The sequence below is a fragment of the Mycobacterium sp. NGS41 genome (assembly GCF_059812725.1).
On the sequence record NZ_JCALDF010000022.1, the window covers coordinates 16,919 to 32,153 of the forward strand.

Annotated in this window: 11 protein-coding genes; 5 read left to right on the top strand and 6 right to left on the bottom strand. The window is 67.2% G+C overall.

Features of this window, described 5'->3' with window-relative positions:
• Nucleotides 1-39: 39 nt before the first annotated feature.
• The 3 genes from AC5Y21_RS18515 to AC5Y21_RS18525 form a co-directional block, all read right to left on the bottom strand.
• Nucleotides 40-4,284 carry a DUF3367 domain-containing protein gene (locus AC5Y21_RS18515; protein ID WP_499914569.1) on the bottom strand — a complete coding sequence of 1,415 codons (4,245 nt, stop codon included), beginning with the start codon at nt 4,282-4,284 and terminating at the stop codon, nt 40-42.
• Nucleotides 4,285-4,333: 49 nt separating this feature from the next.
• A complete protein-coding gene (locus AC5Y21_RS18520; protein WP_067239410.1) occupies nt 4,334-4,507 on the bottom strand; it encodes a DUF2613 domain-containing protein in 174 nt (57 codons plus the stop codon).
• A gap of 108 nt (nt 4,508-4,615) precedes the next feature.
• Entirely contained in the window at nt 4,616-4,834 is a 219-nt protein-coding gene (locus tag AC5Y21_RS18525; RefSeq protein ID WP_499914461.1) for a hypothetical protein, read from the bottom strand.
• A gap of 144 nt (nt 4,835-4,978) precedes the next feature.
• Between AC5Y21_RS18525 and AC5Y21_RS18530 the strand changes: the two genes are divergently transcribed.
• From AC5Y21_RS18530 to AC5Y21_RS18540, 3 genes are read left to right on the top strand one after another with little or no spacing between them, the layout of a single operon-like run.
• Complete coding sequence (locus AC5Y21_RS18530) at nt 4,979-6,139, top strand: glycoside hydrolase family 3 N-terminal domain-containing protein (protein ID WP_499914463.1); 1,161 nt, start codon at nt 4,979-4,981, stop codon at nt 6,137-6,139.
• 57 nt (nt 6,140-6,196) lie between these two features.
• Nucleotides 6,197-6,847, top strand: coding sequence for a TetR/AcrR family transcriptional regulator (locus AC5Y21_RS18535; protein ID WP_499914465.1), 651 nt, complete (start codon nt 6,197-6,199; stop codon nt 6,845-6,847).
• Nucleotides 6,848-8,074 (top strand): chloride channel protein, encoded by a 1,227-nt coding sequence (locus tag AC5Y21_RS18540; RefSeq protein WP_499914571.1) that lies wholly within the window; start codon nt 6,848-6,850, stop codon nt 8,072-8,074.
• Here the strand turns inward: AC5Y21_RS18540 and AC5Y21_RS18545 are convergent.
• Together AC5Y21_RS18545 and AC5Y21_RS18550 are read right to left on the bottom strand one after the other, a co-directional pair.
• Nucleotides 8,069-8,920: a MaoC/PaaZ C-terminal domain-containing protein gene (locus AC5Y21_RS18545; RefSeq protein WP_499914467.1), complete on the bottom strand. Its 852-nt coding sequence runs from the start codon at nt 8,918-8,920 to the stop codon at nt 8,069-8,071. The two genes, AC5Y21_RS18540 and AC5Y21_RS18545, sit on opposite strands and share 6 nt — an antisense overlap.
• A 24-nt stretch (nt 8,921-8,944) precedes the next feature.
• Nucleotides 8,945-10,321 carry a 3-oxoacyl-ACP reductase gene (locus tag AC5Y21_RS18550; protein WP_499914469.1) on the bottom strand — a complete coding sequence of 459 codons (1,377 nt, stop codon included), beginning with the start codon at nt 10,319-10,321 and terminating at the stop codon, nt 8,945-8,947.
• A gap of 185 nt (nt 10,322-10,506) precedes the next feature.
• On the opposite strand from AC5Y21_RS18550, the gene AC5Y21_RS18555 reads away from it, so the two are divergent.
• Nucleotides 10,507-11,829, top strand: a complete 1,323-nt coding sequence (locus AC5Y21_RS18555; protein WP_499914470.1) for an acetyl-CoA C-acetyltransferase — start codon at nt 10,507-10,509, stop codon at nt 11,827-11,829.
• Between the two features lie 356 nt (nt 11,830-12,185).
• Here AC5Y21_RS18555 and AC5Y21_RS18560 read toward each other — a convergent pair whose 3' ends face one another.
• Nucleotides 12,186-14,021: an acyl-CoA dehydrogenase gene (locus tag AC5Y21_RS18560; RefSeq protein ID WP_499914472.1), complete on the bottom strand. Its 1,836-nt coding sequence runs from the start codon at nt 14,019-14,021 to the stop codon at nt 12,186-12,188.
• Between the two features lie 184 nt (nt 14,022-14,205).
• Between AC5Y21_RS18560 and AC5Y21_RS18565 the strand changes: the two genes are divergently transcribed.
• Nucleotides 14,206-15,231, top strand: coding sequence for an isopenicillin N synthase family dioxygenase (locus tag AC5Y21_RS18565; protein ID WP_499914474.1), 1,026 nt, complete (start codon nt 14,206-14,208; stop codon nt 15,229-15,231).
• Nucleotides 15,232-15,235 lie beyond the last annotated feature (4 nt).

Below are 15,235 nucleotides of genomic sequence, written 5' to 3' on the forward strand. Positions count from 1 at the left end.
GTCAATCAGCCATAAACCCGGTAGCCAACACCGCGGAAGCTATTTTTCGCGCGCCGGCCGCTTCCGGTCAGGCAGCGTCACCACGGAGGCGGCGAGCATGGCCAGCGAAATAAAGGCCAGCAGTTGCACATTCGCGGAGTGCCCGGCATAGCCGTCGACCGAGCGCCACGGATGCCGGGACAGCGCAGCCCCGGCCAGAATCAGCCCGCCGGCGCTGAGCCACATCGTCACCCGGTCGCGCCGCTCGCGGCTGCTGAGCATGTACCGCAGGCCGAATACCGCACCCAGCACCACGACTCCGGCCACACCGGAGATCAACGCCCCGGCGGCCATCACCGCGATGGCGGCCCACGCCCCGGGTGCCCAAGGTTGTGCGGGCGGATCGTTCGGGCGCGCCTGTCTGGTGCGCCACAGCGCCAGCAGCGCCAGCAACGGCAGCAAAGCCAGCCCCACTGCCAGGCCGATGCGGTACAGCGAGTTGGAGGCAAACGTCAGCGTGATGGTCCCCGGGTCTCCAGGGGGCACAATCCAGCCCTGCTGCCACCCGTTGACGGCGATCGGCGTCAACCTGACGCCGGCGCTGGTACGTGCCACCCAGCCGGGGTTGATGCTTTCGGGGACGACCAGCACCCGGGTGATGGTCGAGGCGGGGGCCCGCACCTCGCGGCGGTCGGAAGTCCACGTCCCGGTAGCCGCGGAGGTCGCTGTGGCGCTGGGTAATTCATCAGCGCCAGCAACAGGCAGCCGCACGCCGTCCACGACGAACTGCGGGCCGGGGCTGATCAGCAATTCCTGCTTGCCCGCCGGCAGCGCTATCGGGTTGCGGTCACACACCGCCGCGGCGAGCGGCCGGCCGTCCAGCAGCGCGCCCACCGTGGTCCGGATCGAGGTGTGCACAAACCGGCCCGCGACCGCGATGACCGGTCCATGCTCGCAGTCGACGACGATCTCCCGCGACCGGTTGCGGCCGGCGTCGGCAGGCGCGATCGGGCTGCCGTCGGCGCCGAGCACCGCGATCTCGGCCAGCCCCGGCGGCTTGAGCTGGTCGAAGCCCAGCGCGTTGCGGTCGATGACGTCGTCCCAGTCGAGCAGGCTGACGGTGACGGTATCGGTGACCCGGGGCTTGACCGACAGGGTCTGCTGCCCGCCCGAACCGCTGGACGCATCGCCGCTGGGCTTCAATTTCCGGACCTGTGGCCCGTCGCCCAGGTTGACGGCGACCATCGTCGGGTGTGCGGGCAGCGGCGAGCGACTGAGGACCAGGCGCAGGCCGGCGACCTCGGTCGGCCGCGGCAGCTTGAGGGTCAGCGTCGGCGGGGTCTTCTGTTGCACCGCCCGCTGCGGCGCGGTCCACGCGGTGGTCGGATCGCCGTCGGTGGCCGCGTATGACGAGCCGAGGATGTCCACCAGGTCGGAATCACCCCGGGCCAGGGTGGTGTTTGGTTCGGCGACCAGATCGGCCAGCTTGGGACCCTGCCGGGGGCGCACCCATAACGTCGGCGTCACCGAGAGCGGACTGGGCACGGTAAGCGTCCGGCTGAAATTGACCGGCTCCTCGGGTGTCAGCGCCATGGACGCCGCGCAGTGCACGCCGTCGGCCGCCTGGGCGCAGCCCGGCCTGCCCAGCAGTTCCGACCCCAGGTCCCACCCCGCAATAGCCGAACCCGGCGGCGGCCCGGGAACTAGCACGGTGTGGCGCAGGTCGACCGGGTGAGCGAATCCAGACGCGTCGTACTCGGTCACCACCAGGTCGGTGATACCGAACTGCACCCCGGCCGATCCGTCGTCGGTGGCGGTCGCAGTGACCCGCACCCACGGCGTTTCTCCGTAGGGCAGCGCGGCGGTGAGCGGCTTGCCCGGTTCCTTGAACCGCAAAGTGGTAGTGCCGGTGGCGGTTTCGATCTGGATGCGGCGGACCTGGGCACCGACGGCGGTCGCGCTGGGTGTCAGGGTGATGACGGCATTGGCCACCGGGCGATCGAAATCGACTCGCAGCCATTGCCCGACGGCGCTCTGCAGCGAGTTGGACACCCAGGCGGTCGCCGGGTCGCCGTCGATCGCGGCGGCGGGCGAGGCTGCCGGGGCGACATCGGGCAGCGCGGTGGCATCCGACGCCGAGCTCGACACCACGATGCGGCCGCCGTTCCACGCTCCGAAAACGGTGTCGGCGCCCTGGACCGGGTAGTCGGGTACCCGGTTGTAGGTGTGCCGGACGTCGTCAGCCGCCCGGGTCGCCGACGAATGCTGGTCGACCCGGCCATAGTCGGTTTCGCGTGCCACCGGGGTGTCGGTGACGACGACGCCGGCTTTTGCGGGTAGGTCCAGTCCTGCGTTGTGGGCGTCGGCAGTCATCAGCACCGGACCCAACCCCGGCTGACCCAGCCGCTGCCGTCGTTCGTCGAGTCGCAGCAGCACTTCCGGCCCACCGGCGACCCGGGTCAGCCGGTCGACGTCGGCGAAGTACGGTGCGCCAGGGTTACCCGCGGCGTCGACCCGATAGATCTCCACCGCGGGATATCGTGGCCGCAGCCCGCTGTCGGTGACGAAGCCCTCCAGCGTGCCCGTGCCCACCGGTGCACCGAACTCCGCCACCTTCTGCAGCCCCGGCGAGCCCGCGATCGTGCGATGCACCAGGATCGGGCGTGCCGATCGCGATGTCTCCGGGTCCAGATCATTGCGTACCACTATGTAGGAAATACCTTGGCGTGCAAGGGTATTAGTCAGACCGACCGAGGGACGCCCGGCGGCGAACAGGCGTTGTACGGAATCCAGCGCACGGATGGTCTGCGGCGGCGTCAACGGAATCGAGTCGCGCACCCCCCACGGGCTACTGCCCAGCACCTGCAGCGGTTCGTCATGGCTGGTACCCCAGACCTGCGTGGCGAACGGCGTGCCGGGGACCACCAGCACCCGCCCGGGTTGGCGGCCACCAGCCGCAGAAACAGAATTGTGCTCGCTGAGCCAGTCGGCGGCATCGTGCCAGTACTTGGGTATCGCGCTGAACGTGCCCGGCGGGGCGAGCCGGCCCGTCCACGCCAGCGACGTGCTGACGATCAGCGCGGTCAGCACCACGACGCCGACGGCGACTTGCTTGTCCCGCTCGAGGTGGGCGAACGCGCGCACCGACTCCGCCAACGGCGTGCTGCCCGGTAGCGGTATCCGGCCCAGCAGTTGTGCAATGCCCAGCACCACCGGGATCCGGATAACCGAACCCACCTTGTGCACGTTGCGCAGCGGCGCGCCGGCCGCGTCCAGGAAGGCCTGCACCTGTTCGGCCACCGGTGATCCGAGGCCGCCGCTGTAGCCGACGGCCATCAGGACCACTCCGACCAACAGCATCGTCACCAGCCGGCCGCGGGCGGGCATGCGGGGGCTGGCCAGGCCGGCCAGGCCGGCCGCCGCGACCAGGGAAGTGCCCAGGATGGCGGCCGATCCGGTGACCAGCGGCGCCCCCGCCGTCGCGTCCGGTGCCACGAACGGGGTCCAGCTGTCGGTGCCGCGCAGCATCTCGGTCAGCGACGACCACTGCGTCGTCACGCCGGAAGATTCGATGAAGTCCAGAAAAGGCGGACTGACGGTGCGCAACAGGGTCAGCGCCACGATCCACCACGACATCGCCAGGGCGAGAGCCAGCAGCCACCACGCCGTGTAGCGCCACCACAACCGGTTCGGCCGATGACAGGCCCACCAGATCACCGCCGGCAGGCAGCCGGCCAGCGTCGCGATGGCGTTGACGGCGCCCATCAACGCGACCGCCAGACCGGCCTGCGCAGCCAGGGCCCGGACCGACCGTCCCGAAGTCCCGCGCAGCGCCAGAATCGTGGGCAGCAGCACCCAGGGCGCCAGCATCATCGGCAGGGTTTCCGACGAGATCGACCCCAGGGTGGTCAGCACCCGCGGCGACAGCGCGAACGCCGCCGCGCCGATCACCCGCGACGCCGGGCTGCCTATGCCCAGCGCCTCGGCGACCCGCAACAGTCCCCAAAAGCCAACCGTGAGCAGCAGCGCCCACCACAGCCGCTGGGTGATCCATCCGGGCATGCCCAACAGGTGTCCGGCCAGAAAGAAGGTGCCGTGCGGAAAGAGGTAGCCGTAGGCCTGGTTCTGCGCCTGGCCGAACGGCAGCTCGCTGTTCCACAGGTTGGTGGCGCGGGCCAGGAACCGCAGCGGGTTGGCGGTCAGGTCGAGTTTGGTGTCGGGGGAGACCTGCCCCGGCGACTGCGCGAACGTCAAGGCCAGGGCGACCGTCCCGACCAGCAGCAGCCACCGACGGGACAGCGGCAGGGCTGATGCTGTTTCCGCCGATGACGCCGGCGCCGGCGTCAACGCCGGGCTAGCTACGGTTGCCGTACTCGACCCGGTTGAGCACCGACGACGACGGGTCGCCCCCGGGAAGTGGCGGCTTCGTGTCCTGCTGCACCATCAGGGTGACCCCGAATATCGCGGCCGCGCCCAACAACAAACCAACCACCACGCTCGCGGCGGCGGGCGCAATGATCCGGTTCATCGGTTGGCTCCTTGCGGGTTTGCGGTCGCGGCTGGGAATCCATTGGATGTCCAGGGCAGCCTCAGCGCCAACCTAGCAGAACCGTGACGAGTGTCCCTAAGGCCGCAGTCACCGCAACTGCGGCGGCAGTCTGTTCTTACAACTCTGCACGCTGTTGCAGGGCAGTCCGGGCAAGCGCCCGCCGTATTCCACCAGATGCGGCGTACCCGGAGCCGGCGCGCGCTGAGGCGGCATACGGTCATCCGCCGTAGCGCCGATGGTCGCGGCGAGAGCGATCAGCAGCCCCGCCGCGATGCCCGCCAGCGCGCCGCGCGAAAACCGGGTCATCGCTGGCTCCTCCCTGCCAGTCAATAGGAGCTGTGGCAAAGGTAACAGGATTTGACCTGCGGAACGGTGGAACCGACATCTTTCGGCGCGCCCTCGACACGCCCTGATACCGACGATCGGGACCGCCCGTGACAACATGACCCGATGGCTTTTCCGCGCACACAGGCCGTAGCTCTGGCAGTAGGAGTAGCCGTATCGACATTGGTTGCGGCCTGCGGCCATCACAACGCCCGACCGCCGGCCACGTCGACCAAGGCCGGCGCGCCAGCTCCCGCACCTCCGCTGTGCACCGACCCGACGGGTGTCCCGGCCGGGCTGACAGTGCAGGAAAAGCTGGCCCAGCTGCTGATGGTGGGAGTGCAGAACGCCGACGATGCCAAGGCCGTCGTCAGCACGTATCACGTCGGCGGCATCTTCATCGGCAGCTGGACGGACCTGTCGATTTTCGACGGCCCGCTGGCAGAGATCGCGAAAAGCGCCGGCAAGCTGCCGCTGGCCGTGAGTGTGGACGAGGAAGGCGGGCGGGTCTCGCGGCTGAAGAAGCGAATCGGGGAGTCGCCGTCGCCCCGGGAGCTGGCACGGACGCAAACCACCCAATACGTCCACGACTTGGCGCTGGAGCGTGGCCGCAAGATGCGTGGCTTAGGGATCACCATCGACTTCGCGCCGGTGGTCGACGTCACCAGCGCACCGGACGACACGGTGATCGGGGACCGGTCGTTCGGCTCGGATCCGAAGACGGTCACCGACTACGCGGGGGCCTACGCACAGGGGTTGCGTGATGCCGGGCTGCTCCCGGTGCTCAAGCACTTCCCGGGTCACGGGCATGGTTCGGGCGACTCGCACAAGGGCGGGGTTGTCACGCCACCGCTGAGCGACCTACAGAACAACGACCTGGTGCCCTACCGGACGCTGGCGACGGCCAACCCGGTCGCCGTGATGCTCGGTCATCTGCAGGTTCCCGAGCTGACTGGCGACGATCCGGCCACCCTGAGCAAAGCCGCGGTGCAGCTCCTGCGGACCGGGACCGGCTATAACGGCCCTGCCTTCGACGGCCCGATCTTCAGTGACGACCTGTCCAGCATGGCCGCGATCTCCGACAGGTTCGGTGTACCTGAGGCGGTGCTGCGCAGCTTGCAGGCCGGCACCGACATCGCCCTCTGGGTCACCACCAAAGAGGTGCCCGCCGTGCTGGATGCACTGGTGAAGGCATGGAACGAAGGCCAATTGGACAAGGCGGCAATCGACGCCTCGGTAGTGCGAGTGGCCAAGATGAAGCACGTCAACTCCACGTGCGGACGGTAACGGCGCGCCAGAATTGCTTACTCTAGAGTCAGATAGACGGGCTAGAGAGGTATGGCGATGGCAGGTGGCACCAAGCGGCTACCGCGTGCGGTACGAGAACAGCAGATGCTCGACGCGGCCGTACAGATGTTCTCGCTCAACGGCTACCACGAGACCTCGATGGACACCATCGCCGCCGAGGCACAGATCTCCAAACCGATGCTGTACCTGTACTACGGCTCCAAAGAGGATTTGTTCGGCGCCTGCCTGAATCGGGAGATGGGCCGGTTCATCGACGCGGTGCGTGCCGACATCGACTTCGAGCAGACCCCGAAGGACTTGCTGCGCAACACGATTGTGTCGTTTCTGCGCTATATCGACTCCAATCGGGCGTCGTGGATCGTGATGTACACCCAGGCCACCAGCTCGCAGGCGTTCGCCCAGACGGTGCGCGAAGGACGCGAGCAGATCATCGAACTGGTGGCCGCACTGGTGCGCGCCGGCAGCCGTAGCCCGCGGCCCGACGCTGAGCACGAGATGATGGCGGTGGCGCTGGTTGGCGCGGGTGAGGCGATGGCCACCCGGGTCAGCAGCGGCGATATCGGTGTCGACGAGGCCGCCGAGCTGATGATCGAACTGTTCTGGCGCGGCCTCCGGGGCGGACCGGCTGAGCGCGACTTGGGCTTGAATCACGGCTCGAATCAGGGACCCAGCGTCGCCACGGGCTAAATTCAGGCGGTGAGCCGCCGTCGCCCGAACGTCGACTTCTATTGCGCGGTAGTCATCGTCGGCGTGCTGGCCGGGGTCGCCGGGTTGGCGACGACGCTCGTGCTGCGCTTCGTCGAGCACCTTACGTACCACTACACCTTCGGTACCCTGCTCGCCGGAATCGCCGGCAGTAGTCCGGTGCGCCGCGCGCTGGGCCCCATGATCGGCGGCGCGCTGGCAGCGGCGGGGTGGTGGGCGCTTCGGCGCCGCAGCGAGGTGCCGGCACTCGAGCCGACCCTCGCCCATCGTCGCCGGATACCACGCCTGTCGTGGAGCATCGACGCCGTGCTGCAAGTGCTGCTGGTCGGTTCCGGCGCGTCCCTGGGTCGCGAGGGGGCCCCACGTCAATTCGCAGCTGCCCTAAGCGATTTAGCGACCGGATGGCTGAAGCGGCTGACGCCCGGCGACCGCGAGATCTTGTTGGCATGCGCGGCGGGGGCCGGCCTGGGCGCCGTCTACGCGGTACCGACGGCCGGCGCGCTTTTCACCGTGCGGATCATCCTGAACACCTGGCATCCGCGAGCCGTGGGGGCGGCGCTGATCAGCTCCAGCCTGGCCGTCGCAGTCGGCTCGGCCGTGACGCACGATCATCCCAACTTGGCTTGGCCCAGCGCGGAATCCACCTTCGTATTGAGCGGACAGGCGCTGGTATTGGCGCCGCTGACGCTGGTTGTCGGATTGGCGTTCAGCCGGCTGATGGCCGCGGCGCGGCCGGCCAAGCCGATGCGGACCTGGGTGCTGATACCCGCGCTCGCCGGTGCCGGGTTGGTGACGGGCATTTGTTCGCATTGGTGGCCCGAGTTGCCCGGCAACGGCAGGAGCATCCTGACTGTCAGCCTCGCGTCGGGCATGACGCTGTCCGCGGCCGCCGTCATCCTGGTCTTGAAACCGTTACTGACCGCTCTGTTCCTGCGGGCCGGCGGCGCCGGCGGAATGCTCACTCCCTCGCTGGCCACCGGTGCGGCGGCGGGCTCGGTACTGGTACTGACCGTCAACTCCGCGGTGGGGGCGCACCTGCATGCGCCCGTGGTGTCGTTGGCCGGTGCCGCAGGTGTACTCGCGGTAACCCAGGGCTCCCCGATCTGGGCCGCGATCTTCGTCTGGGAACTCGCCCGCCCGCCGGCCTGGTTGTTCGTGGTTTTCCTGGTGACCGCAGTCGGCGCCCACGCTCTGAAGAAAGCGTTATAGCGGCCGGATGCTTCCGGTCAGATAGGGGTATGCCTTGGCGATATTGCGCAACGCGAGATCCCAGCCGGCAGAGCCATTCGCAGCGTCTTCGACGTACAGGCCCGCCGTGCCGGGCAGCAGCAGGGGCTTGCCGAATTTCACCGAATACCGCACCGCGTCCGGAAACCGCCCCTCGATGTTGGCCAATACCGCTGCGGCGCTAAACATCCCGTGTGCAATGGACGTCGAGAACCCGAACAACTTGGCGGCGATGCCGTTGGTGTGGATCGGGTTGAGGTCGCCACCGATCAATGCGTAGCGGCGGATCTGGCTGGGTGTGATCCGCAAAACGGTGCTGGGCGGGGGAAGCTTGGGCTGTTGCTCCGGCGGCGGCTTGGGCTCGTCGGACAAGCTGGTGCGCTGCTGGTGCAGGAACGTGGTCACCTGGTGCCATGCGGTGTCGGTGCCGACGTTGACGTCGGTCACCAGATCGACCAGCAGACCCTTCCGATGTTCCCGCAGGTTTTCGGCATGCACCCGTACCCCGACCGTGTCGGTCGTCGCGATCGGGCGGTGTTGCGTGATGTGGTTCTCCACATGTATCGATCCCATTGCGGCAAAGGGGAAGTCGAACCCGCTCACCAGCGACATGATCGCGGGAAAGGTTAGCGTGAACGGGTACGTCAGTGGCACGGTGTTGCCGTAGCGCAGACCGGTGACCGACGCATACGCGGCCACGTTCGTGTGGTCGATCGGCAGTTCATCCACCGTCACCGTGCGGTTGGGCAAGGTGTCTCCGCGGGGCACGATCGGTAACGCCCCGGCGGCCGCGCGCAGCATGTTTCTCAGGCCGCTTGGTTGGTTCATCGGGCTCTCCTTGAGCTGGATTGGCTAAGCGCCTAACATGGCTTGGCCGCAGACGCGAATGACGTTGCCGGTCACCGCATTTGAAGCGGGGCTGGCGAAGTAGGCGATGGTCTCTGCGACGTCGACGGGCTGGCCGCCCTGCAACAGCGAGTTCAGCCGGCGGCCCACCTCCCGGGTGGCCAGCGGGATGGCCGCCGTCATCTGGGTTTCGATGAAACCCGGTGCGACGGCGTTGATGGTGATGCCCTTTTCGGCGAGTTCGGGTGCCAGCGCCTGCGTGAGGCCGATCATTCCGGCCTTGGTAGTGGCGTAGTTGGTCTGGCCGCGGTTGCCCGCGATGCCGGCCATCGACGAAAGCCCGATCACCCGGCCGCCTTCTCCGATGCTGCCGTTGCCAATCAGGCCTTCGGTAAGCCGTTGAGGGGCAAGCAGATTGACCGCCAACACGGCGTCCCAGCGGGCGTCGTCCATGTTGACCAGCAGCTTGTCGCGAGTGATACCGGCGTTGTTGACCAGAATGTCCGCGTGCCCGCCGTGCTGGTCGCGCAGGTGCTGGGTGATCTGGTCGACGGCGTCGTCGGCGGTGACGTCCAGCCACAGCGGGGTGCCGCCGACCCGACTGGCGGTTTCGGCCAGAGTCTCCTCAGCGGATTCCACATCGATCGCGACGACGCGAGCTCCGTCGCGGGCGAACACCTCGGCGATGGTCGCACCGATACCCCGCGCGGCGCCGGTCACAATGGCGACCTTTCCGTCCAGCGGCCGCTCCCAGTCGGCGGGCGGTGTGGAGTCGGCCGCCCCGACGTAGAAGACCTGGCCGTCGACGTACGCCGACTTCGCCGACAGGATGAACCGCATGGTGGATTCCAGGCCCGTCGCGGCCGGCTTGGCGTCCGGCGCCAGGTAGACCAGCGCGACAGTGGACCCGCGGCGCAGTTCCTTGCCGAGTGAGCGGGTGAAACCTTCCAGCGCGCGCTGGGCGATCCGCTCGTCGCTGTTGGCTGCCGCCTCGGGTGTGGTGCCGACGACCACCACCCGCGCACAGTGGCCCAGATTGCGCAGCAGGGGGGTAAAGAACTCGTGCAACCCTTTCAGCCCGGCCGGTGAGGTGATGCCGGTGGCGTCGAAAACCAGCCCGCCGAACGAGTCGGCCCAGCGTCCGCCCAAATTGTTGGCGACTATGTCGTAGTCGCCGCTCAGCGCGGTGCGCAGCGGCTCGACCACTCTGCCCGGCTGGTCTTGAGGGGCCCCGATCAATAGGGAACCGGCCAGCGGCGGATCACCCCGCCGATAGCGGCGAAGTATTTCGGGCTGCGGAACGCCAAGTTGCTTGGCCAGAAAGGCTCCGGGGCCGGAATTGGCAACCTGGGACAACAGATCGGGGGAACGCTTGGGGGCCACTGAAATGCCTTCCGTGTCGGGCTGCCGTCCGCTTCTTTCTGCGTCGGGCGGGTCGCTATAACCAACCGTATCTGGGGACGAACTTACTTCAGAGTAAGAACAGTGAGTAGTATGGCCCACGATGGCCTATCGGGCCTATCCCGCACTGACTTGCCGGAGACAGACGGAGACAGACGGAGACAATGGTGGCCCCTGCTGCTCAGAACAATTCCCAGACCAGGCGGCGCGTCGCCGTACTGGGAGGCAACCGCATCCCGTTCGGGAGATCGGACCGCGCCTACGCCGAGGCGTCCAACCAGGACATGTTCACCGCGGCGCTTTCTGGGCTGGTAGACCGGTTCGGGCTGGCGGGCCAGCGGCTGGGCGTGGTGGTTGGCGGCGCGGTGCTCAAGCACAGCCGCGACTTCAACCTCATGCGCGAATGCGTGCTGGGATCCGAGCTGTCGTCGTACACACCGGCGTTCGACCTGCAGCAGGCCTGTGGCACGGGTCTGCAGGCCGCGATCGCCGCGGCCGACGGCATCGCCGCGGGCCGCTACGAGGTGGCGGCCGCCGGCGGGGTGGACACCACGTCGGACGCACCCATCGCCCTGGGCAACGAGCTGCGCCGCACCCTGCTGAACGTGCGCCGCTCCAAGTCCAACCTGGAGCGCTTGAAGCTGCTCGGTACGCTGCCCGCCAACCTCGGACTCGACCTGCCGGCCAACAGCGAGCCGCGGACCGGGCTGTCGATGGGGGGGCACGCCGCCATCACGGCCAAGCAGATGGGGATCAAACGCGTCGACCAGGACGAGCTGGCCGTCGCCAGCCATCGCAACATGGCCGACGCCTACGACCGGGGCTTCTTCGACGACCTCGTCACCCCGTTCCTGGGGCTCTACCGCGACGACAACCTGCGACCCGACGCGAGCGTCGAGAAGCTGGCGGCGTTGCGCCCGGTATTCGGCGTGAAGGCCGGGGACGCGACGATGACGGCAGGAAATTCCACTCCACTGACCGACGGCGCCTCGGTCGCCCTGCTGGCCAGCGAGGACTGGGCAGCGGAGCATTCTCTGACGCCGCTGGCCTACTTCGTCGACGCCGAGACGGCCGCTGTCGACTACGTCAACGGAAACGACGGCCTGCTGATGGCGCCGACCTACGCCGTGCCCCGGCTGCTGGCCCGAAACGGGTTGAGCCTGCAGGATTTTGACTTCTACGAAATCCACGAGGCGTTCGCCTCGGTGGTGCTGTGTCACCTGCAGGCCTGGGAGTCCGAAGAGTACTGCAAGCAGCGGCTGGGCCTGGACGCCGCGCTGGGGTCGATCGACCGGGCCAAGCTGAACGTCAACGGCTCGTCATTGGCTGCCGGGCATCCCTTCGCCGCCACCGGCGGGCGGATTCTCGCGCAGGCGGCCAAGCAGATCGCGGAGAAAAAGGCCGAGCAAAAGGGTGACGATCCGGTCCGTGCGCTGATTTCGATCTGCGCCGCGGGCGGCCAGGGTGTGGCCGCGATTTTGCAGGCCTGAGCCAGCCAAACGCGTACCGGCCTCACAGGAAATTCCTCACCAAACCAAACTTTTTTGTTTGGACGCGGTTAGCTACGTGCCTGTGCGGGTATCAGAAGGTTTGGATAGCCCCGTGTTGTGGTCTGACCCCCCGACCCCGACGGCAATACGGGGCTTCCCTACAAGCGACCGCCGGTCAGCGGAGACGGGCGTACGAAAAGGGCCGCCGCTGGAGTGAGGGGATCCAGCGGCGGTCTTTTTGGGCGCATCTCGCGAACACACCCTGAAGACACAGCCTAAGACAAGGTCCCCCGCTTCAGCCTGAAGCGGGGGCCCCTTGACTTGCTGATGACTTTCGCAAGCGAGTATCGCCCGGGTTAGAAGGCGGCCTCGTCGAGTTCCATGATGTCGTTGTCCAGCGTCTCGATGACCTCGCGAGTGCTGGTCAACAGCGGCAGGAAGTTCTTCGCGAAGAACGCCGCCACCGCGACCTTGCCCTCGTAGAAGGACCGCTCGGCACCGCTGGCGCCGGCGTCGAGTGCGGCCACCGCGACCGCCGCCTGACGTTGCAGCAACCAGCCGATAACCAGGTCGCCGACGCTCATCAGGAAGCGGACCGAACCCAGGCCCACCTTGTACAGGCTGGTGACGTCTTCCTGGGCGGCCATCAGGTAGCTGGTCAGCGAGGCAGCCATTGCCTGGACGTCGATCAGCGCCTTGGACAGTAGCTCGCGCTCGGTCTTCAGCCGGCCGTTGCCGGATTCGCTGTCGACGAACTGCTGGATCTCGCCTGCCACGTGGGCCAGCGCCACACCCTTGTCGCGGACAATCTTGCGGAAGAAGAAGTCCTGCGCCTGGATGGCCGTGGTGCCCTCGTAGAGCGAGTCGATCTTGGCGTCGCGGATGTACTGCTCAATCGGGTAGTCCTGCAAAAAGCCCGACCCGCCAAGGGTCTGCAGGCTCTCGGTGAGCTTCGCGTAGGCCTGCTCGGAGCCCACGCCCTTGACCACCGGCAGCAACAAATCGTTGATCTTGGCCGCGAGCTTGGCGTCCACACCCTGTACCGCCTCGGCGACCGCCACATCCTGGAAGGTCGCGGTGTAGAGGTACAGCGCGCGCAGACCCTCGGCGTAGGCCTTCTGCGTCATCAGAGACCGGCGCACGTCGGGGTGGTGCGTGATGGTCACCCGCGGTGCGGCCTTGTCCGTCATCTGCGTCAGGTCAGCGCCCTGAACTCGGGACTTGGCGTACTCGAGAGCGTTGAGGTAACCGGTCGACAGGGTGGCGATCGCCTTGGTGCCGACCATCATCCGGGCCTGCTCGATGACCTCGAACATCTGCGCGATGCCGTTGTGCACCTCGCCGACCAGCCAGCCCTTGGCGGGCACGTCGTGCTGGCCGAGTGACAGCTCACAGGTCGCCGAAACCTTCAGACCCATCTTGTGCTCGACGTTGGTGACGAACACCCCGTTACGTTCGCCCAGTTCGCCGGTCTCGAAGTCGAACAGGAACTTGGGCACGAAGAACAGTGACAGCCCCTTGGTGCCCGGGCCGGCGCCCTCAGGGCGGGCCAGCACCAGGTGGAAGATGTTCTCGAACAAGTCGCCGGAGTCGGCTGAGGTGATGAACCGCTTGACACCGTCGATGTGCCAGGAGCCGTCCTCCTGCTTGACGGCCTTGGTTCGTCCCGCACCCACGTCGGAGCCGGCGTCCGGCTCGGTGAGCACCATGGTCGATCCCCAGCCGCGTTCGGCAGCCATGATCGCCCACTTCTTCTGCTCCTCGGTGCCGAGGTTGTAGAAGATGTTGGCGAAGCCTGCGCCGCCCGCGTACATCCACACCGCCGGGTTGGCGCCCAGGATGTGCTCGTGCAGCGCCCACACCAGTGCCTTGGGCATCGGCATGCCGCCGAGCGCCTCGTCGATGCCGGCTCTGTCCCAGCCGGCCTCGGTTACCGCTCGCACTGATTTCTGAAACGACTCGGGCAGCGTCACCGAGTGTGTCTTCGGGTCGAAAACCGGCGGGTTGCGGTCACCCTCGACGAACGAATCCGCGACCGGTCCCTCGGCCAGCCTGCTGACCTCGGCGAGCATTTCTTGTGCCGTGTCGACGTCGAGGTCGCTGAACTCGCCTTCACCTAACGCCTTGTCAACGCCCAATACCTCGAACAGGTTGAACACCTGGTCACGGACGTTGCTCTTGTAGTGGCTCACTTGGTCCTCCTCGTTGAGAATGCCACTTGTGGTTGGGTACTAGGGCTAAGTTACCCACCAGTAACACCGCTAAACTATATCCCTGGACAGTTCAACGCAAGTGAGTGTGAGCTAAATTTCATAATCTAACTAACCAACCGGTTGGGAAACCGCTAGTAGCCCTTTGAGCTGCGGCGATGGGAGTGTGGTGAGCATCACGGCGTTGCCTGTGGTCGACCTGCGCGCCGATCCCGCCACCTTGCGCGAAGGCCTGCGCGAGGCGGCGCACGAGGTCGGTTTCTTCTATCTGACCGGCCACGAGGTCCCGGTGGCGCTGGCCGACAAAGTGCTCGAAGTGGCCCGCCGGTTGTTCGCGCTGCCGCAGTCGGACAAGGACGCGATCGCGATGGTGCACAGTCCGCATTTCCGCGGCTACACCCGACTCGGTGGCGAGTTGACCCGTGGCGAGGTGGACTGGCGCGAGCAGATCGACGTCGGGCCGCAGCGCCCGCCAATCGGTGGGCCCGGCAGACCTGACTACCTGTGGCTGCAAGGACCCAATCAATGGCCGGCGGCGCTGCCGGAACTTCCCGGAGTCATCGCGGAGTGGGATGCGGCGCTGTCAGGCGTCGCGCGCACGTTGCTGCGGCACTGGGCGGTGTCGCTGGGCAGCCCACCCGACGTGTTCGACGCGGCCTTCGCCGCAGCCCCGGCCACGTTGATCAAGGTAATCCGGTATCCCGCGCGGGCGGCCAGCTCGCAAGGCGTTGGCGCGCATAAAGATTCCGGAGTGCTCACGCTGCTGTTGGCAGAGCCGGGCAGCCGCGGCCTGCAGGTGCGACTGCCTGACTCGCAACAGTGGATCGACGTGCCGCCGCTGGATGGGGCGTTCGTCGTCAACATCGGTGAGCTGCTCGAGGTCGCCACTGGCGGATACCTGCGCGCCACGGAGCACCGGGTGAATCTGCAGTTCCCCGCGGTCGAACGGCTCTCGGTGCCGTATTTCTTCAACCCCCGGCTGGACGCGCGGATACCGGTGCTGTCGCTGCCGGGCGAGCTGGCGGCACGCGCCGTGAAATCCCCGGACCCGTCGGATCCGATCTTCTCGGTCTACGGCCGCAACGCCTGGAAGAGCCGCGTTCGCGCGCACCCGGATGTCGCTGCTGCGCACGGATATGCACCCGGTAGGCTCGAAAGCGAGAATTCCGTTCTCGGGTCAAGGGGCGAATGAAGTC